The sequence below is a fragment of the Dyadobacter sp. CY356 genome (assembly GCF_021440195.1).
In the GTDB taxonomy this organism is placed as follows: Bacteria; Bacteroidota; Bacteroidia; order Cytophagales; family Spirosomataceae; genus Dyadobacter.
Genome location: NZ_JAJTSZ010000007.1, coordinates 223488 through 242861, shown reverse-complemented (window position 1 = coordinate 242861; position 19374 = coordinate 223488). Strand labels below are relative to the sequence as shown.

Genomic DNA, 19374 nt, shown 5'->3' with positions numbered 1-19374 from the left:
GAATTCTTTTCGGACAGGCATTTTTATTATATTACTGATTCAAATTTTACGAAACACGATACACTATGACACCAGATATAGATCAGTTGCTGAAAATTGCCAGGGACGCCGGAAAGGTGGTTTTGGATATTTATTATGATGCCGAAAAATCGGAAGAGGTGGAATTTAAAGCCGATGATTCACCGCTGACATTAGCCGATAAAGCTTCCAATGACCTTATCGTGGCGAAACTAAAATCTTTAACACCGGATATCCCGGTCATGTCAGAAGAGGAAATTCATGTTTCCTATGATGAACGTAAAAACTGGGAATATTTTTGGTGTGTTGATCCGTTAGACGGAACAAAGGAATTTATTAACCGCAACGGAGAATTCACGATCAACATCGCGTTGGTTCGCAATAGAATACCTGTTTTAGGAGTTATTTACATTCCTGTGTCGGACACAATTTATTATGCAACTCAGGAAACAGGAGGTTGGAAAATTGATTCCGAGGGAAATAAAACGGCTTTAAAAGTTGATAAAAACAGTACAGACTGGATTTCAGTTGGCAGTCGCTCACATGCGGCGCCGGAAGAAACAGAAGTTTTGGCAAGATATCCGGTTGTAAAAAAGATTGCTATCGGAAGCTCTCTGAAATTTTGTCTGCTCGCCGAAGGTTTGGCGCATATCTATTTTCGTCAGAATCCGACGATGGAATGGGATACCGCAGCGGGACAAGCAATTTTGACTTTAAGCGGCGGACAAATGACAACGCTAAACGGAGAGCCCTTTTTATACAATAAGGTTTCGCTGGTGAATGGAAGTTTTATCTGCGGTGCGCAATATGTTACATTGCACAAAGGAGAATAAAAGGAGTATAATCAGCAGTCATGTTTTCTTTTGTTTGAACTACAAAACTCGGAAACCATGGAATTTTACAGATCTTATTACAGGCTCGTTCGTCTCATTTTTCTATTGATTTTATCTTGTAATCAGACTTTTGCAGATTCAAAAGATAAGGTACTTTCAGAGAAAATGATGGTTGCGGTTAATGATTTTGTGAAATCGCTCGATCAGAAACAAGTAAAGGAAGCATGTACTTTTTTCGCAGATTCCATTCGTTTTGACTGGCATTACGTTCCAAGAACGCGGAAAGGCCTCACGCTGAAAAATATGAGTGAAACACAGCGGAAGAAAGCTTTTGAAATGGTGAAACTGGTCATGAGTGCCAATGGTTATCAAAAAACGCTTGATATCGTTGATCTGGAAAATGTCCTGCGCGTGGTTGAAAAGCGAGGTTCTGACGATACCTACCGCGATCCTGAAAATTATTCTTTCATGGTTTTTGGCTCGCCGGATCTTCAAAAGCCATGGGGCTGGCGGACGGAAGGCCATCACGTTTCACTGCAATTTACTTTGGTAGATGGTGTCATTACGTTTACGCCCGGTTTTATGGGCTCAAATCCGGGTAAAGTTTTGGCTGATGTTCCGCAAAAAGGAAAACGTATTTTAAAGGATGAACAGGATATCGCTTTTCAGCTGCTTCATTCATTTTCTGATATTCAGCGGCAAAAAGTGATTTTATCTGAAAAAGCTCCCTGGGAGATTTTGTCTTCAAATAACAGAAGCAGTATGGTTGTTATGAAGCCGGAAGGTATCACAATGAAGGATATGACAGCTGCGCAAAAAACGTTATTTCAGGAGCTTATCGCCGTTTATCTGAATCGGTATCACGTGACTTTGAAAGATCAACAAATGGTTAAATTGACAAAATCGGGGCTTGATGGCATACATTTTGCTTGGATGGGTAACGTGGAGCCGGAAATAAAAGAAGGAGCGGGGTATTATTATCGGATTCAGGGGCCAACAATCCTCATCGAATTTGACAATACACAAAACAACGCAAACCATATCCACACCGTCGTTCGGGATCTTACCAACGATTTCGGCGAGGATTTACTTCGTTTGCATTACCAGAAAATGCACCCGAAGCCTTAGAAAATTTCATTCATTTAAAACAAAGTTCAATGAATCAGCCATTTTCTGTACCCTTTCAACATCCGTTCACACCGGATAAAAATTATACAAAATCAGTCGCTTATTTTTCAATGGAATTCGCTCTCGACCAGGCTTTAAAGACCTATTCGGGGGGATTGGGATTTCTGGCGGGCTCTCATATGAAAAGCGTATATGGCTTACGTCAGAACCTGACTGGCGTGGGAATGCTTTGGAAATATGGATATTATGACCAGGGGCGTAAGCGTGATAATAGTATGGAACCTCAGTTTCATGAGAAAATATATCATTTCCTGACAGATACCGGTATCAATTTCCAAATCCCGATTTTAGGGAAACAAGTTTGGGTAAGGGCATATTATCTTTCTCCGGAAGTTTTCAAATCCGCTCCCATGTTTTTTCTAACCACCGATGTGGATGGAAATGATGAACAAGCACGGTCGATTTCGTATTCACTGTATGATGCAGACGTAACGATGAAAGTTGCGCAATGTATGGTTTTGGGAATTGGTGGAGCTAAACTGCTGGATGAATTAAAATATCAGCCCGATATTTATCATTTTAACGAGGCCCACGCCATTTCTGCGGCTTTTTACTTATATCAAAAATATAAAAAGCTGCCCGAATTAAAGAAAAGGATGGTATTTACAACCCATACGCCGGAAGAAGCTGGAAATGAAAAACATGATATTAATTTTCTTGAAAATCTGGGTTTCTTTTCGGGTTTGAAAATGGATGTGGTCCGGAAAATTACCGGTATCAAGGATAACACTTTTAATCATTCACTGGCCGCTTTACGATTAAGTAAAAAGGCAAATGGGGTTTCCAGATTACATGGAGAAGTATCCCGTCAAATGTGGAAAAGCTATCCGGGAATTTGTGAAATAACGCATATTACCAACGCTCAGAATAATGCTTACTGGGTAGACGAGACGCTGGAAAAAGCAAGGATTGGAAAAGATTCTGAAGCGATCTCAATCCGTAAAAAAGAACTTAAAAGTATTCTTTTCAAAACAGTTGCTGATCAATGCGGTAAGATTTTTGATCCAAATGTGCTGACAATTGTCTGGGCCCGCAGGTTTGCTGCTTATAAACGTCCGGATATTCTGACCTGGGATGTTGAGCGGTTTAAAAAATTACTGGACAATAAGGATATGCCAATCCAGATCATTTGGGCAGGAAAGCCGTATCCAAAGGATGAAGGAGCAATCAATACATTCAATCATCTGTTCTATCTGAGTCACTATTTTGACAACATGGCTGTGTTGACTGGTTATGAACTATCACTTTCAAAGTTATTAAAAGACGGCTCTGACGTCTGGTTAAATACGCCGGTTGTTACCCGTGAAGCATCCGGAACCAGCGGTATGACGGCCGCTATGAATGCCTCTATAAATTTGTCAACTTATGATGGCTGGATCTGTGAATTTGCCAAAGACGGAGAAAATTCATTCATCGTGCCGGTGGCCGAAGGTGATGATATCAACAAAACGGATTGTGACAATTTCTTCGATCTGATTGAAAATAAAGTGCTTCCAACCTATTACAATGATCGAAAAGAATGGGAGCGGATAACATTAAACAGTATGAATGATGTGAATGAGCCATTTAATTCTGATCGGATGGCCAGGGAATATTATGAGAAGCTGTATTAAGATTAAGGTTTCTCGTTATATTTCACGCAAAAGAAGGGAAGAAAAAGGGCAAAGGAGCAAAGTTTAATCTTTGCGATCCTTGCCCTTTTTGATTTAATCAAATATGGAATAAATTATAATTAATTATAGATATTATGTAAGTTTAGATTTATTGTACAGGCCTGAATGTTTGTCTAATGAAAGAATACTATTTTGAATATACAGATCAAAAATTCCTCACCGTATTGGTTGGTATGTCCTTAATAATCATGGTTGGAATTATCATTTTTGCGGGTTCATTTGTTCCACCTTCGGTTTCGATTTTGTTTATTTTCATGTCCATTGCATCTCCCTTTTTGGTGTTTTTTCTCAATATAAGAAAAATTAACAGACAGGTTACGGCATATCTTGATGACAATTCCGTCGTGTTAGATTTTGAAGATCACTCAGAATCTATCGAATTTAGTAAGTTAAAATCGTATCAGATTGATGAATTCAGCAGCGTAACGCTCCGGTTAAACTTTTATAACAATCACAAAATTCAACTAACAGCCAGCAGTGGATACAGTGATACTTCAAGTATGAAGTTATTTTGTCAGGATCTTGAACAAAAAATTATCCGGAGTAATAAGAATCATTTTTCACAGGTTAAAAGAATCGGTTCTATTTTTGAGAAAGGATGGATGCTCTGGATATTAATTTCAGGAACGGCAATTTTTGCAGGAATACTGATTAGTCATTTTTCAGAAGATAAATTATTTACCCTATCTTTTTATTCTTCTATTGCCGGTATGGTTGGAATTTGGCTTTCTTATTTCCGTGCAAAGCAAAAAGGCCGTTTATATGCACTCAGGATAAATGATGATTTATAAATTTTAAGGTTTCACGCGAAGCAGGGAAGAAAAGGGCAAAGAACGCAGAGTTTAATCTTTGCGTCCTTTGCCTTTCTTTTTGCTTTGCGTGAAAAATAGCTTAATTTGAGAAAGACAAATCCAAACCAATCCACTTCTATGAAATTCATATTTTCAACCTTTCTCTTTTATTTCCTGATTCAAACTTCTTCCGCCCAGGATTATTCTGACAAAATCACCCTTGTTATTCATGGCGGAGCCGGAACAATAACCCGTGCCAACATGACGCCTGAAAAAGAAAAAGCATACCGGGAAGTGTTGAATACAGCTTTACAAAAAGGTTATGCCGTTTTGAAACAAGGCGGAACCAGTGAACAAGCTGTTGAAGCCACCATTATGGTGATGGAAGATTCTCCGCTATTTAATGCCGGGAAAGGTGCTGTTTTTACAAACGAAGGTAAGAATGAAATGGATGCGGCGATTATGGATGGTAAGACTTTGAAAGCCGGTGCCATTGCAGGTGTTACAACCATTAAAAATCCTATTCGTGGCGCAATAGCTGTCATGGAAAAATCTCCGCACGTTTTAATGGCCGGAAAAGGTGCCGATCTGTTTGCTAAAGAACAAGGTTTGGAAATCGTCGATCCTTCATATTTCTACACAGAAGCTCGGTATAAAGCCTTATTAAAAGCAAAAGAAGAAGAAAAGGTAGAGCTTGATCATACCGAGAACACAAAGAAAGAAATCCTGAAAAAACCAAAAACCGGTTTTGTAAAGGATGAAGATCTGATATTTACAGAAGGTAAAAAATACGGAACGGTTGGCTGTGTGGCTCTCGATAAATTTGGAAATTTAACAGCCGGAACGTCAACCGGCGGAATGACCAACAAAAGATACGGACGGATCGGTGACGCTCCGATCATTGGCGCAGGTACTTATGCCAACAATAACACCTGTGCAGTTTCAGCAACCGGGCATGGTGAATTTTTCATCCGTTCTGTCGTAGCTTATGACATTTCTGCTTTGATGGAATACAAAGGTTTGTCTGTAAAAGATGCAGCTGATGAAGTTGTAATGAAAAAACTTGTTGAACGCGGGGGAGAAGGCGGGTTGATTGCGCTGGATAGAAACGGAAATATTGCCATGCCGTTCAACAGTGAAGGCATGTACCGCGGATATATTAAGGCTGATGGAAAAAGTGAAGTGATGATTTATAAAGATGAAGTGAAGAAATAATCAAGAGTCCGCCCCGGTTTTAAACGGGGCGGTTACGGTTTTTAAAGACAATACAAAATTCACCTTACCCAATCTGACTTGCCAACATCGCAATTCCATCAACAAAACTATGTGGCTTATAACCTAAAACCGATTCAGATTTTGTCAGATCAAATCCTGTTCTTGGCGGACGGCGCGCAGGTTGGGAAAAGCCTGAACTATCTGTCTGGGAAATTAAAGATTTATCCAGTTTGAAATAATCGGCAGCAATAACTGCCATTTCATAAGGCGTATAAAGTTCTTTGCCGGAAATATTAAAAACACCTTCTGCTTTTTGATCAGCAATTAAATAACAACCCGTCGCCAGATCTTCTGCTAAGGTTGGCGTGCGGAACTGGTCAGTAACCACTTTGATATTTTTACCCTCTTCAAGTGATTTTTTCACCCAGAGAATAATATTGCTCCGGCTCATATCGTGCGCAATACCATATACCAGTACCGTCCGTGCAATAGCCCATTTGATATCAGATTGGATGACTGCTTTCTCGGCGGCATATTTACTCCAGCCGTAAAAACTGATGGGATTCGGTTCTGCATCTTCGGTATATGGTCCGGCAGTTCCGTCAAAGATGAAATCCGTGGAAACATGCACAAGAAATACATCATGTCTTCTGCAGGATGACACCAGATATTCCACTGCATTCACGTTCTGTTTCCAGCAAGCATCTTTTTCTGCCTCACACTGATCTACATTGGTCATAGCTGCTGTGTGAATAATTACGTCAGGTTTTGTCAGCGCAATAACGGCTTCAACCTGTGCCGGATCCGTTATGTCCATGGCATGGTAAGCATAACCATCATGAAAAGGTAAACGATTTTCACCTCTGGCAGTCGCAACGGTTTCTATGGAAGAATCTTTTATTAATAATTCAATCAGTTTCTGACCCAGAAGTCCGTTCGAGCCGGTGATCAGAAAACGTTTTTTTGTTGATGTCGAAGTTGAAATGTCTTGTGTACTAGCCGTCATGTCTGAATTATAAATGCTTTTCCGGAACAATATAGAACTAAAATATCAAAAAAATAAAGCTGCTGACCGTCGAGGAAAGCAGCTTTAAGGCTGAATGATTTAACTTTTGATAGTTTTTATTTGGGTATAACTTTCAGCTTTCAAATGTATAACCATATTTTCTGGTTATCTTTTTCTTCTTCATTTTTTTAACAGAAACCTTCATACTGATATCTTTATCGGGCCGGTCACGTTCATCTTTTGGCTGATTACTAATCTTATCCACAACATCCAGTCCATCAATTACTTGTCCGAAAACGGTATAAGCACCATCCAGATGCGGAGTTCCTCCTTCGGTCTCGTAAACTTTTCTTTGCGCATCAGTCAATTTTCTTGCTGCACGGGCTGCCTGTTTGTCAATATCCGTTTTGCTCCATTTTCTTCCTTCAACAATATAAAACTGACATCCGCTCGATTCTTTTTTAGGATTATTGTCTCTTGCAGCGGCTAAAGCTCCTTTGCGGTGAAAAAGTTTTGGACTGATCTCCGCCGGGATCTTGTATCCGTTATCACCTTTACCCAATACGGCATCAGGTTTTGCATTTCGCGAATTTGGGTCACCACCCTGGATCATGAAATCCTTAATGACCCGGTGAAAAAGCAGATCGTTATAAAATTTGTCTTTGGAAAGTTTGACAAAATTCTCCTTGTGTTTTGGTGTTTCATCAAACAAAATGACCCGCATTTTGCCGTAATCGGTTGTGATCGTAATGAGGTAATCCTTTTTTGATTTTTTTTGTGCAAACGTATTAAGAGCCGACAGGCATAAAACTGTCAGTAAAACAAAGCGATTAATTTTCATCATAATTATTTAACGGCGAGTACATTTTTATCTGGTGTGAACTGGAATTTGAGTCCATAATCTTTTCCTTCCGATACATCTTCCATGCTCACGTGCGTAGAATTTTTGGTCCAGGTTACTGTCTTGCCGTTTTCTTTTGGAGCCTGATATGTCTCAGTGAAATAGCTTTTTCCTGCATTCCACAATTGTTTCGTAGCATCCGGACTGTTCAGATAAACGTCAACGGTAATTTTGTTAACCTTTTTGTCGGCAGTTAAAAAATACTGGACATCGATGGTTTCAAGTTTTTCTGTTTCAAAAGTATAGCCCACATGATCTGCTACGTCTTCAAACATCTCAAAATTCTCAGTTGCTTTTACTTTTGATAAAGGATCTCCAAAAACAATGCCACGAAATGTGCCGGCAGGGGAGTCTCCAATCACTTTTTCGAGCAGGGCAGATTGGTCGCTGTTCAGTTCTTCATGGGCCGGAGGGGCCGCTACGGCAGAATCTTTTACCTCAGCGTCTTTTTCCTCACTGGTTTTTGTTTTGCAATTTTGTAATGTAAGTGCAAGAAGCACAACCGCCAAAAGGGTTCTAAGTAGTGTAAAGTGTTTCATTTTTTGCTTAAAGAATATATACCGCAAATCTAACCATTATCAATTTCTTTTTTTTAACGTCGTTTTAATTATCCGCAAAATATATTTTGATAATTTCTAAAAAACCCGAATTTTTAGACGAAAAGATAAAAAGGGTGCCGTTATTCAGGATAACAGGGCTGGGGAATGTTTTCCAGTTTTGTGTCAAAATTCTCTGCCTATGCTAAAAAAGAAACGGCGGTCTCCTTTTGCGTTGAAGGTCTGGTTGAAGCGCGCGACAATATTATAAAACGTAACAACGTCCACACCAAGTCCGCCGCCATAAATGCCTTTATTGCCCAGGGAGGTATTACTAAACTGCGGATAATAATTTTTGACATATCCCGCATCCGCAAAGGAATTGATATAAACAGCCAGCGGCAGCGTATTAAACTGACGGATCGGAACCCAGGGGAAATGTTTTTGTACTGAAAATAATTTGTATTTCAGTTCATTTTTTATCAGCGCATAATTCTGTCCGTCTACCACATACAATTCATATCCACGCACCAGATCATTACGGTAACCCAATCCGACAGTTTGCAGATATGGTTGTTTTTTAGGAACAGAAAACCGTCCGCGAACTCCGGAATTGGCAAACCATTTTCCACCTAAGTGAAAATATTGTCTGAAGGAACCATATACATAGGCCTGATTAATTTCATCAGAAGGTAAAAGTCCGATTTTGGAAAACTGGATTCCGCCAACTCTTCCGCGCAGAGCGTACTGATAATTGTCCCGTTTGTCATAACTATATGAATACGTCAGCTGGAAATAGGTTTGCCGCGTTCTGCCTTTCAGGAAATAATTTGGATTTAAAGCCGCTATCGTGTCCGTGATTGAGGTTCCGCTCCAACGCAGATCCAGGGAATGGAACGTGTAATATTTATTTCTGCGGGTTAAGGTTACGAAGGTGTAAAAGCGTTTTTTATTGATGTCTTCGCTGTTGTAATAATCCAGTTTATCCCGCCATGTCCGGAATGCCATGGTTTTATTTATCGAGTAAGAAGCACCGACCGTGATCCCGGTTTTTTGGGCCTTGTCAAGATAGGGCAGGGAATAGGAAACTTCAAATTTTGGAATAAAACCAAACTCGGCAACCAGACGCAGCTTATCTGCACGGCCTGTTACGTTTCCATAACTCATATAAATACCATAAATCGTCCGGCTGAAATCCCGGTTCCGGTCATACCACCATTCATTAAAATTCCGGTCGGCGAGCTGGAAAACGGGTGTTGCAATGAAATACCAGCGTTCCTTCACTACAATGCGGATATCGGTCCGCACAGAATCTTCATTCGGTTTTAAAAGCAGTTCCGCAACTACAAAAAGATTGGTATTGATCACCTTGCGCCGGTCAATTTCCAGCGTTTCAGCCAATCGGTTTTGAGGGATGGTGTCACCGGATTTAATTGCCATTTCCCGCAAAATAATACGGTCCATCGTGCGGTGATTTCCTTCAACAGTAATATTTCCAATAATGACCGGCGGGGTTTCTGCTGCCGGAAGAACCTGGGCATAGTCCGGTCCGGCGAAAAGAAGGAATAAGAGTAAGTAGTAAAAATTTTGATAACGTATTGCTTCCTTCATTCTGCTCTGCCCGTGTTCAGTTTGAAACGACTTTTTGATTATAACTCTGTTGTTTGCTTTCTCAAAATTACGCTTAAATCGGTTGGGATGTTGATATCGGATCAAATAAACTGAATTGGCAGTTAAAATCACGGGCTATTCTCACTGTTAACGGAAAGTTAACTTTCAAAAAAAACAAGTTATAATGATAGTCTCTTCCAACAGGCTCAGAGTATCATACAACAACTAACCAGCTAATAAAAATGACACATTCCCGGGCTGAAAATTTGATCAACAAACTGATCGCTAACAAGATTTCAGGGGAAGAGCTGGGTGAATTGCTGGAAGGTTTAAAAAATGAAGACGAACAGCAAAAGTACTCCGATGCTCTTGAAATTTATTTTGACCGGCTCCTGAAAGAAAATGAAGGAAACCAGAAAATTAAAGATCAGGAGAAAACAAACCCGAGAAAGTTGTAATGAAATCAGTTAAAAATGAATGCTATTAAAAAACGCTATTAACCCTTTTTATGCTTGTCTTTGTCCAATTATTATTCTAAATGTTATGAATTCAAACTCTATTTCTCAGCGTGTGCTCAGACGATTATTTCTCCTGGTCCTGATGGCCGGAGTTGGTATTTCGGCGGCCAGCGCACAAAATGTAGTAACAGGTAAAGTTACGTCCAAGGACGACGGCGCTATCATGCCGGGGGTAAATATTATCCTGAAAGGCACACAAACAGGAACGACAACAACAGCAAACGGTACATATTCGATTGAGGTGACCGGTGCAAATCCCGTTCTGGTTTTTTCTTTTGTAGGATATAATCAGGAAGATGTTCCTGTGAATGGCCGGAGTGTGATTGATTTTACAATAACACCAAGTGCTGAAAATTTGAAGGAAGTGGTAGTAACGGCACTTGGAATCAGCCGTGAAAAAAAATCGCTTGCTTATTCAGTGGCAGAAGTTAAAAACGAAGATCTTGTAAAAGCATCCAACCCAAGTTTGATGAAATCTTTGGATGGAAAAGTAAGCGGTGTGAATTTTACGAATTTGAGCAGTGACCCGACTTCATCGGTGCTTGTCAATATTCGTGGAACGAGTACGATGCCAACAACAAGTTCAGGCGGAACCAACGTATCGCTTAACTCACAACCTTTATATGTGATTGACGGGATCCAGGTGGGTACGCAAACCACGACCAATAAAGATGGTGTGGATTTTGGTAATATTCTTTCACAATTAAATCCGAATGATATTGCTTCGGTAACCATTTTGAAAGGCGGTAGCGCAGGTGCTTTATATGGAGCAGAAGGTGGAAATGGCGTTGTCATGATCACAACAAAATCAGGAAGAGGTGGAAGAAAAGGGCTTGGTGTATCTTACTCAACTTCTTTTTCTCAGGAAAAAGCGTACCAGTTTATTCAGGAACAAACCGAATTTGGCCAGGGTGAAAGAGCAAATGAGTGGCAATATGACAACACAGATACCTGGGGACCGAAACTTGACGGATCATTTACAGCAGATTACTGGGATGTGAAAAACAAGAAATGGGCGAACGGCCCGATGACTTCCTCAAAAGAGAACAGAGTGCAGGCTTATCTTCAGACGGGACATACATGGAACAACAGTGTAGCCGTTACCGGTAATTCTGATAAAGGTGCTTTCCGTCTTGGTATTTCAAATATGACTAATGTTGGGGTTATGCCAAACACGAAAACAGAGCAAAAATCCTTCACGCTGAATACTGATTACAATCTTACCAAAAAATTAAGAGTATCGGTAAGTTCAAGTTACATCCATACTTACTCTCCAAACAAACAAAATACGACGGGTTCCAATAGTGTTTTGAACAATTTGCTTTTCAATTTACCGACAAATTTACAGCCATTGTCAGATATGAAAGATTACTGGCTGACGGGTTTTGAAGGTGTTAAGCAAAACGGATCGATCATGAAGGATAATGGTGTGGACGTTGCCAACGATAACCCATGGTTTACGACTTACCAAAAACTTCACCGTTTTACCCGTGACAATTTTTTTGGTAAAATCCAGCTGAACTGGCAGCTTTCGGATGATTTTTCTCTTTTGGCAAGAACTGGGATGGAAAATGTGAAGGAAGGTTATGAAATGAGACAATCCTGGGGCGCGAAAGGTGATGCTTTTGGAGCTTATGTTACTGGAAATAACAGCAGCATTGAAGCCAACTCAGATGTAATTCTTACGTACAATAAAAACTTAGGCAGACTTTCAGTGAATGCTTCGGTTGGTGGAAATTATCGTTTCAACAATTCAAACGCTTCTGAAATAACCGGTGGTGATTTGAATTCACCGGGGTTATTCGCAGTATCAAACATAAAAGCCGGAACATTAACCACGATCGCTGATGCCAACTGGCCTTTCAGAACAACAAAATCCCAAAGCTTATATGCAATGGCAACAGTAGGCTGGGATGATAAATTCTTCCTGGATGTAACAGGCCGTAACGACTGGAAAGGGATTTTACCAGAAGAAAAAATCCATTATTTCTATCCGTCGGCATCTTTGAGCTGGGTAGCGTCTGAATCTTTCCATTTTCCGGAAGTATTTACTTTGGTAAAACCTCGTATTAACATTGCTGATGTAGGTAATGGACTGGTAAAACAAAGATCTGTTGATACTTATACCTATGACGCAAGTCCATGGGGATCGGCCAATACGGTAAGTCTTACAAGTTCACTGGTTGATCCGAATATCAAAGCACAGCATTCGATTACCAAAGAAGCCGGGCTTGATTTGTGGTTGTTCAAGGGCCGGGTGAAATTTGACGGAACGTATTTTATCAAAACGCAAAAAGATCAGATTGGTAATATTTCACTGGTACCGGGAACGGGATATAAAGGTTTGTTAACCAACATTGGTGATGTAACCAACAAAGGATTTGAATTTGGATTGAATATTACGCCAATCAAAACGAAGGACTTCTCCTGGGATATTTCTACAAGTTTTACGCATTACAAAGCGAAGATCACGAAGTTATCTGACCAGTTTGCGCCAAACGGTTATGTATTTACTAACTATGATGGAAAAACGATGGTGAAGATCGCCAAAGGTGAAGAAATCGGAAGTATCTACGAACAAAATCCGATTTTACGTGTAAAAGAAGGTCAGTACAAAGGCATGATGCTGCTGGATTCTGATCAGGGAAAGGTTCAGTTGTCTTCTGATGAAAGAGATCGTGGAAGACTTGGTAACTTCAATCCGGATTTTATTCTTGGTATCAACACAACATTGAAATACAAACAATTCAGTCTTGGTATCGTAGGAAGTTTGAGAAAAGGCGGAAAATATGTTTCTGTAAACCAGCAGTATCTTGAATCGAACGGAAGAGCGGAATCTACACTAAGTTCTGGTCCTGATAATCCGTACTGGATGGGTGGCCGTGATGCCGCACATGGAGGACTTCCCTGGCCGGCGGTTGGATCAAGCACTTACGCAGCGATCAACAACAACAATGATTCAAAGCGTTCGACTGCTGTTCAGGATGCGGTTTATGTAAAAGGTGTATTTGTAAATCCGGACCACACAGGATCGGATGCAGTAACGGATGCTGATTATATTGTGAACGGGGCAGATAAGAACAATACTTTCTATGATTTCCCTTACAACGGTTATGGTGATATCATCTGGGATTTTGCTTCGACAAGAACTTACAGTGCTACAAACTTCAAGTTGAGAGAATTGTCTTTCGCATATTCTGTACCTGGTACGATGACGAAAAAGTATTTTCTTAACAATCTGATGTTGTCAGTTTATGGAAGAAACCTTTTCCAGTGGAATCAGTCGGGCCGTCACGAAGATCCTGAATCTGCATTCTCAGGAGTGGGTACAAGTCAGGGTATTTTAAGAGCAACTTTGCCAAGTATCCGCTCTTACGGATTCAAGGTGTCGGTTGATTTTTAATTAATAACGTTCATTCAAAGCATTATGAAATCTATATTAAAAATATTTTTAGTTACCACATTGATAGGATTTACTTCCTGTAGTGAGGACGAGTTGCGAACTGCCGATACTTTGCAGCAAAAAGACGCCATTGAATCGGTGAATGATCCTTATCTGCTGGCTTCTATTATCAAAAAAACCACGCTGTTTTATCAGAAAAGGAGTTTTGATAACAGAAAGCTTCCTGCTGCGGTTCAACACATGGAAAGTAATTACCAGAGTGGTGATAACTTCTATGATGGTTTCAGGTTGGCCACAACGGATATGTATGATGCCATGGAAATCCTGAAAATGATCGACGGATCGATCACGCTTGCACAAACCCGCGGTTCAAAAACGCATCAGGGTATTTTTAAGGTTTTCCGGGTAATGCTTTTTTCTTTCATGACTGATTTTTACGGCGACGTTTATTACTCAGAGGCACTGAAAGCGAGAGAAGGTATTTTATATCCAAAATATGACAAGGAGCAGGATATTTACAACGGATTACTGGCAGAACTTGATGAAGCCTCAGCATTGATTTCCGGTGGTACAGAAGAAATATCAACGCCTTATGACCTGATGTTTGCAGGTGATAAAGTGAAATGGCAGAAATTCGCAAATTCGGTAAAACTCAGACTCCTGATGCGTGCATCCGGTAAAATCACGGATGTTGGAGCAAAAATCGCAGCTATTTCAGGAAACGTTTTGTCAGAAGCAACTGAAAATGCATCCATTGGATACATCGGCACCGTAGGTGATGCCGGTGATACACCCGGTAATGCCTGGACAGGCGGAACTGTTAACTGGGGTTCTGTTGATGAATTTAACAAAAGAAGACCTTGTAAAACGTTGGTTGACAAACTTGCTGACCTAAGTGATCCGCGCGCAGCTATCTGGTTTGCACCGGTGGAAAGACCGTGGACGAGCGACAAAAGTCTGGACGGTGTTACCTTTGCTACAACGGATCCAAATGGTTATACCTATTCTTCAACCTGGGAATATATTGACAGAAAAAAACCGGAAATTGCTGAATATGCTACAAAAGATATTCTGATCGACTCCAATAAAGTTTATGTCGGTTTTATCGCAGGTATGCAGGCTGACTGGAAAAACGGTAACGGACATTATAACACCGCTGCCGGTGGTGTTGTGGGTAACTTCAAAGTTTCCAAATTTTCTACATTGTTCAGACAGAATGCACATCCTTTGCTAAAAGCGCAGATTATGAATAGTGATGAAGTTCAGTTTTTACTGGCTGAGGCTGCTGCAAAAGGGCTCATTACCGGAAGTGCAGATACATATTACCGCAAAGGAATAACCAATTCATTGCTTCGCTGGGGAGTGCCTCAGGCATCTGTTACCAAATATCTGGCTCAGTCAAATATCGCTTTGCCAACGGATAAAGCTGGTCAGCTTGCGAAAATTGCTGATCAAAAATGGATCAGTCTGTTTCTGGTTTCTACGGAAGCTTACCTTGATCTGCGCCGGACCAAATTGCCCAATATTTTCAGTAATGGCAGATTAGGCACTTATACATTCCCGCTTCGCTTCCGCTATCCGGGTAATGAACTTGGACAAAACAGAGATGCTTATGATCTGGGGGTATCCACTTTGTCGCCAGCCGTGGATGATCAATTCTCGAAAATTTGGCTGTTGCAATAAATTAGGGACATTTATTGTCAGGGGTTGTCAGGAAATGGTCATTTAATTGTCAAGAATTGTTTCGAAAGTGGCTGATGTTGATTAGAATATATTGAAAAATTAGATTATTATCCGGAAATGTGCTGAATTGTTTTCAACCATTTCCGGATTTTTTTTGACCTTTTCAACCGGTAGCTCAATTCATTATTTTTTAATATTCGGGTAGTAGTCCATCCCCGACCTTCCGAAGTATTACAAATGTTTCTTTCCTGCTGATTTCTGACGGGCTGATCATTCGTACTGGGATTATTATTTCTTTCAAATTAGTATGCATACATAACAAATTCTTAACACAGGAAAATTGGATAATCCAAACGGGTTGATCCGGCACCATATGCCAGGAATTTCACTTCAAATTTTATCAGTATACAATTTCAATTCTTAAACATTAGTCTATGGAAAAATCCCTCTAACACATGAATGAGTACCAGAATCAAAAATTAATAATCAGTTACCCTAACACTATGCTATTTAATTAAATCATCGAAAATTATGAGATCAAATTCTATCAATTTTCATCAGCGGGTTTTCAAATATCTGCTGATATTCTTAGGGCTCAGTCTCCCGTTTAGCCAGATGTCAATGGCAGGAGTTTTTTCGGGAAGTTTGAACAGGAATACGGAAAAAAAGGCGGACAGAACCATCACCGGAAAAGTATCCGGGCAGGATGGTGTAAGTATTCCAGGTGTCAATGTCGTATTAAAAGGTACACAGCGAGGAACCAGTACAAACGCAGCCGGACAATATTCAATTGACGTGACGGGTGATAATCCTGTTCTGGTTTTTTCATTTGTTGGTTTTCTGTTACAGGAAGTCCCGGTAAATAACCGCAGCATTGTAGATGTAACGTTGATATCCAATGCTGAAAATTTAAATGAAGTGACAGTAACTGCCCTGGGTATCAAACGCGAGGATAAATCGCTTGGATACTCAGTCGGAAAAGTGGACGGGAAGGAATTTAACCGGGTCTCACAGGAAAACGTTCTGAACGCAATGGCCGGAAAAGTGGCTGGTGTGGCCATCAGTTCTACCGGGGCAACGGGTTCTTCGGTGAGTATGGTTATCCGCGGAGCAAAATCTTTAAGTAATGATAACCAGCCACTATTTGTGGTCGATGGAGTTCCAATTGCTAATAGTTTGAACAATGTCAGCGAAGTGGGAACGGATAACAAAGTGGATTATGGTAATGCATTATCAAGCATTAACCCTGACGATATTGAAAATGTATCGATCCTGAAAGGCCCAAGTGCAGCAGCATTATATGGTTCAAGAGCGGGAAATGGTGTTGTTTTGATTACAACAAAAAGTGGTTCGAAAGTCAAAAAAATGACGGTAACCGTTTCTTCTAACACGGTTTTTGATAAACCCTATAAATATCTGAAATGGCAGACACAATTCGGTTCCGGCCAGTTTTCAGCCATCCCAACTTCAATCACAAACAATCCTTATAGCAATCCGTTTAAAAAACTGGTGGACGAAAGTATCACAGCAACTTATGGAGCGGCGTTGGACAAAGGATATGAAGAAGTGCAATGGAACAGCCCGATCGGAGCTGATGGAAAACAGATTGCGATGCCGCTGGTTTCACATAAAAATAATGTCAAAAATTTTGTACAAACGGGTATTACAACAACAAACGGTGTATCCATTTCTAACAGTACGGATCTGGTAACTTATCGTTTATCGTACGCCAATATGACAAACCGCGGTATCATTCCAAATTCCGATCTTTTCAGAAATTCATTAAACCTGAACACATCAGTAAAGGTTAACCAGAAAGTGAGAATAAGCAGCAATCTGGATTTTAGTCGTAACAATTCAAATAATCGTCCGGCCGGAAACAGAGGGACAAATCCACTGCAATGGGCATACGGTGTTTCTCCACATACGGATATCCGTGATTTGAAAGATTACTGGTTGCCAGGGCAGGAAGGTTTGCAGCAGCGCTCTCAGTATAAAGGCGTTTTTAACAATCCTTATTTCCTTGCAAATGAAGTGAACAACAGCTTTGTGCGTGACCGCGTTTTTGGCAATATAAAAGCAGAGTGGCAGATTACACCTGAACTGAGCATTTTCGGCCGTTATTCACTTGATACTTATCAGGAAAAAAGAGAAACCAAAATTGCCAACAGTTATACCGCTGAGCCAAACGGTGCCTACGGTTTGATCAATCTGGCGACTTTTGAAAGCAATACAGATTTCCTCGCCACCTACCATAAAACTTTGAAAAGCTTCGCCTTTTCGGTATCAGCGGGCGCAAATGACAGAAATCAGAATGGCTCAAATGTGAGTAATTCTTCTACCAATGGTACAGGGCTGATCGTTCCGGGTGTTTTCACAATTCAGAATATTTTGCCTGCTAACCTTACTTACGCCAGTAGTTCTTACAAAAGATCGGTTTACAGTGCTTATGCACTTGCCAATCTGAGTTACAAGGAAATGGTTTATCTTGATATCACAGCCAGAAATGACTGGACAAGCACCCTGCCGGCAGCCAACAGATCTTATTTTTACCCTTCGGCATCTTTGAGTCTTTTAGTCAACGAAATGATTCCGATGACCGAAAAAATAAACATGCTGAAAATCAGAGGAGGTGTCGCTCAGGTTGGTAATGATGCAAATCCATATTCTTTGCTAAGTACGTTAAGCAATGCCGGAACCTGGAATGGTGTTCCCAGACTTACTGTTTCCAATAATCTTTTCAACTTAAATCTGAAACCGGAAATTTCTACATCCTATGAAGTGGGAGCTGACCTGACCATGTTCGAGCACCGGTTGCGTTTTGGTGCTACTTACTATATGGCAGAAAATAAAAACCAGATTTTGAGCACAAAACTTCCTCCATCCTCCGGTTACACCACAAAAAGTATCAATGCCGGACTTTTGGAAAGCAGAGGTATAGAATTGACTTTGGGAGGAACGCCGCTTAATAAAAACGGCTGGCGTCTGGATGTAAATACAAACCTGAGCAGAAACCGTACTACCATTAAAAGATTGTCTGATGATTTGCCATACTTTACACTTTGGACAGATGCAAAAGGTGGCGCCTGGACTTATGTTGGAGAACAAGTCGGTGATATTTACGATGCACAGGTTGTTACGGTAACGGACAAAACTTCTCCTTATTATGGTTATCCGATTCTGGATAAAACAGGTAAGTGGCAGTCTGTGGATGCGATTAATACAAAAAATAAGATCGGAAATTTCAATCCAAAGTTCACACTTGGCGGCCAGGTTTCACTTGCGTATAAGGGTTTCAGTTTAAACATGACGTTCGACTGGCGCAATGGTGGAAATTTTGTTTCTCAAACCTATCGTTACGGGGAAGAGGATGGTCATTCACAACTTTTTTATGACAAGCTGATCAATCCAAACGGTTTGAGCGGTGATGCGTTGAGAGATCATCTGGTAGCAAATCAGGAAAAACAAATCAAAATTAATGGGAACGTATTCCCACTCGTAGGAGGCCCAACGCCGGATTATGGAAGTTTCCCGGTTAATTACAGCGGAATCCCGCTTCCTCATGGTGGTGTTTTTGTGCCGGGTGTTATTGCCACAGGTTATGATGCAGCCGGAAATCCAACAGGATATAAAGAAAATCTGGGCGGAAGCGGAACACAATATCTCCCATTGGCGGGTGCTACAACCTGGTCATTTACCCGTCCGTTTACTTATGACGCTTCTTTTGTAAAGCTGAGAGAAATATCGTTCGGATATGATCTGCCTCAGAATTTTGCAAAAAAGATTGGTATGCAAAGTGCTAATTTCTCGGTTTACAGCAGAAATATTATTCTTTGGACAAAAGCCAAAATTAACATCGATCCTGAAACAGCTTTCCAGGTTGAATCCGGTACGCAAGGTTCAGGAAGCCAGTTTAAGCAGGGAATTGAAAGATACAATGTTACACCCTGGGTCATTCCTGTTGGATTTAAGCTTGGTTTAACTTTTTAAAAACGGTT

13 protein-coding genes are annotated in these 19374 nt (G+C 40.6%); 9 read left to right on the top strand and 4 right to left on the bottom strand.

The genetic code is table 11. From position 1 onward, the window contains the following. The first annotated feature begins 65 nt into the window (after positions 1-65). The 5 genes from cysQ to LXL81_RS21905 all read left to right on the top strand — a co-directional run bounded on the left by cysQ (position 66) and on the right by LXL81_RS21905 (position 5718). A complete protein-coding gene (cysQ, locus tag LXL81_RS21925; protein ID WP_234648901.1) occupies positions 66-851 on the top strand; it encodes a 3'(2'),5'-bisphosphate nucleotidase CysQ in 786 nt (261 codons plus the stop codon). A 57-nt stretch (positions 852-908) separates the two neighbouring features. Beyond that, positions 909-1979, top strand: coding sequence for a DUF3500 domain-containing protein (locus LXL81_RS21920; protein ID WP_234648900.1), 1071 nt, complete (start codon positions 909-911; stop codon positions 1977-1979). Between the two features lie 29 nt (positions 1980-2008). After that, on the top strand, positions 2009-3652 hold the full coding sequence (gene glgP, locus LXL81_RS21915) for an alpha-glucan family phosphorylase (RefSeq protein ID WP_234648899.1): 1644 nt from the start codon (positions 2009-2011) through the stop codon (positions 3650-3652). A gap of 176 nt (positions 3653-3828) precedes the next feature. Next, positions 3829-4503: a hypothetical protein gene (locus tag LXL81_RS21910; RefSeq protein WP_234648898.1), complete on the top strand. Its 675-nt coding sequence runs from the start codon at positions 3829-3831 to the stop codon at positions 4501-4503. Between the two features lie 138 nt (positions 4504-4641). Then, complete coding sequence (locus tag LXL81_RS21905; RefSeq protein WP_234648897.1) at positions 4642-5718, top strand: isoaspartyl peptidase/L-asparaginase family protein; 1077 nt, start codon at positions 4642-4644, stop codon at positions 5716-5718. Positions 5719-5782: 64 nt separating this feature from the next. On the opposite strand, the gene LXL81_RS21900 is transcribed toward LXL81_RS21905, so the two are convergent. The 4 genes from LXL81_RS21900 to LXL81_RS21885 all read right to left on the bottom strand — a co-directional run bounded on the left by LXL81_RS21900 (position 5783) and on the right by LXL81_RS21885 (position 9772). After that, positions 5783-6724 (bottom strand): NAD(P)-dependent oxidoreductase, encoded by a 942-nt coding sequence (locus LXL81_RS21900; protein WP_234648896.1) that lies wholly within the window; start codon positions 6722-6724, stop codon positions 5783-5785. Positions 6725-6857: 133 nt separating this feature from the next. Further along, on the bottom strand, positions 6858-7568 hold the full coding sequence (locus tag LXL81_RS21895; protein ID WP_409013940.1) for a peptidylprolyl isomerase: 711 nt from the start codon (positions 7566-7568) through the stop codon (positions 6858-6860). Positions 7569-7570: 2 nt separating this feature from the next. Continuing rightward, entirely contained in the window at positions 7571-8164 is a 594-nt protein-coding gene (locus tag LXL81_RS21890; RefSeq protein WP_234648895.1) for a hypothetical protein, read from the bottom strand. Between the two features lie 183 nt (positions 8165-8347). Beyond that, positions 8348-9772, bottom strand: coding sequence for a BamA/TamA family outer membrane protein (locus LXL81_RS21885; protein ID WP_234648894.1), 1425 nt, complete (start codon positions 9770-9772; stop codon positions 8348-8350). 242 nt (positions 9773-10014) lie between these two features. On the opposite strand from LXL81_RS21885, the gene LXL81_RS21880 reads away from it, so the two are divergent. From LXL81_RS21880 to LXL81_RS21865, 4 genes are all read left to right on the top strand, one after another. Beyond that, entirely contained in the window at positions 10015-10230 is a 216-nt protein-coding gene (locus tag LXL81_RS21880; protein ID WP_234648893.1) for a hypothetical protein, read from the top strand. Positions 10231-10315: 85 nt separating this feature from the next. Then, positions 10316-13693, top strand: coding sequence for a SusC/RagA family TonB-linked outer membrane protein (locus tag LXL81_RS21875; RefSeq protein ID WP_234648892.1), 3378 nt, complete (start codon positions 10316-10318; stop codon positions 13691-13693). A gap of 24 nt (positions 13694-13717) precedes the next feature. After that, complete coding sequence (locus LXL81_RS21870; RefSeq protein WP_234648891.1) at positions 13718-15376, top strand: SusD/RagB family nutrient-binding outer membrane lipoprotein; 1659 nt, start codon at positions 13718-13720, stop codon at positions 15374-15376. Positions 15377-15997: 621 nt separating this feature from the next. Beyond that, entirely contained in the window at positions 15998-19366 is a 3369-nt protein-coding gene (locus LXL81_RS21865; protein WP_234648998.1) for a SusC/RagA family TonB-linked outer membrane protein, read from the top strand. The last annotated feature ends 8 nt before the right edge of the window (positions 19367-19374 follow it).

What these genes read in the sequence shown, in the direction of transcription:
- LXL81_RS21870 (WP_234648891.1), top strand. Translation starts at nt 13,718, where the DNA reads ATGAAATCTATATTAAAAATATTTTTAGTTACCACATTGATAGGATTT.
- LXL81_RS21920 (WP_234648900.1), top strand. Translation starts at nt 909, where the DNA reads ATGGAATTTTACAGATCTTATTACAGGCTCGTTCGTCTCATTTTTCTA.
- LXL81_RS21865 (WP_234648998.1), top strand. Translation starts at nt 15,998, where the DNA reads ATGGCAGGAGTTTTTTCGGGAAGTTTGAACAGGAATACGGAAAAAAAG.
- LXL81_RS21900 (WP_234648896.1), bottom strand. Translation starts at nt 6,724, where the DNA reads ATGACGGCTAGTACACAAGACATTTCAACTTCGACATCAACAAAAAAA.
- LXL81_RS21880 (WP_234648893.1), top strand. Translation starts at nt 10,015, where the DNA reads ATGACACATTCCCGGGCTGAAAATTTGATCAACAAACTGATCGCTAAC.
- LXL81_RS21905 (WP_234648897.1), top strand. Translation starts at nt 4,642, where the DNA reads ATGAAATTCATATTTTCAACCTTTCTCTTTTATTTCCTGATTCAAACT.
- glgP (WP_234648899.1), top strand. Translation starts at nt 2,009, where the DNA reads ATGAATCAGCCATTTTCTGTACCCTTTCAACATCCGTTCACACCGGAT.
- LXL81_RS21910 (WP_234648898.1), top strand. Translation starts at nt 3,829, where the DNA reads ATGAAAGAATACTATTTTGAATATACAGATCAAAAATTCCTCACCGTA.
- cysQ (WP_234648901.1), top strand. Translation starts at nt 66, where the DNA reads ATGACACCAGATATAGATCAGTTGCTGAAAATTGCCAGGGACGCCGGA.
- LXL81_RS21875 (WP_234648892.1), top strand. Translation starts at nt 10,316, where the DNA reads ATGAATTCAAACTCTATTTCTCAGCGTGTGCTCAGACGATTATTTCTC.
- LXL81_RS21885 (WP_234648894.1), bottom strand. Translation starts at nt 9,772, where the DNA reads ATGAAGGAAGCAATACGTTATCAAAATTTTTACTACTTACTCTTATTC.
- LXL81_RS21895 (WP_409013940.1), bottom strand. Translation starts at nt 7,568, where the DNA reads ATGATGAAAATTAATCGCTTTGTTTTACTGACAGTTTTATGCCTGTCG.
- LXL81_RS21890 (WP_234648895.1), bottom strand. Translation starts at nt 8,164, where the DNA reads ATGAAACACTTTACACTACTTAGAACCCTTTTGGCGGTTGTGCTTCTT.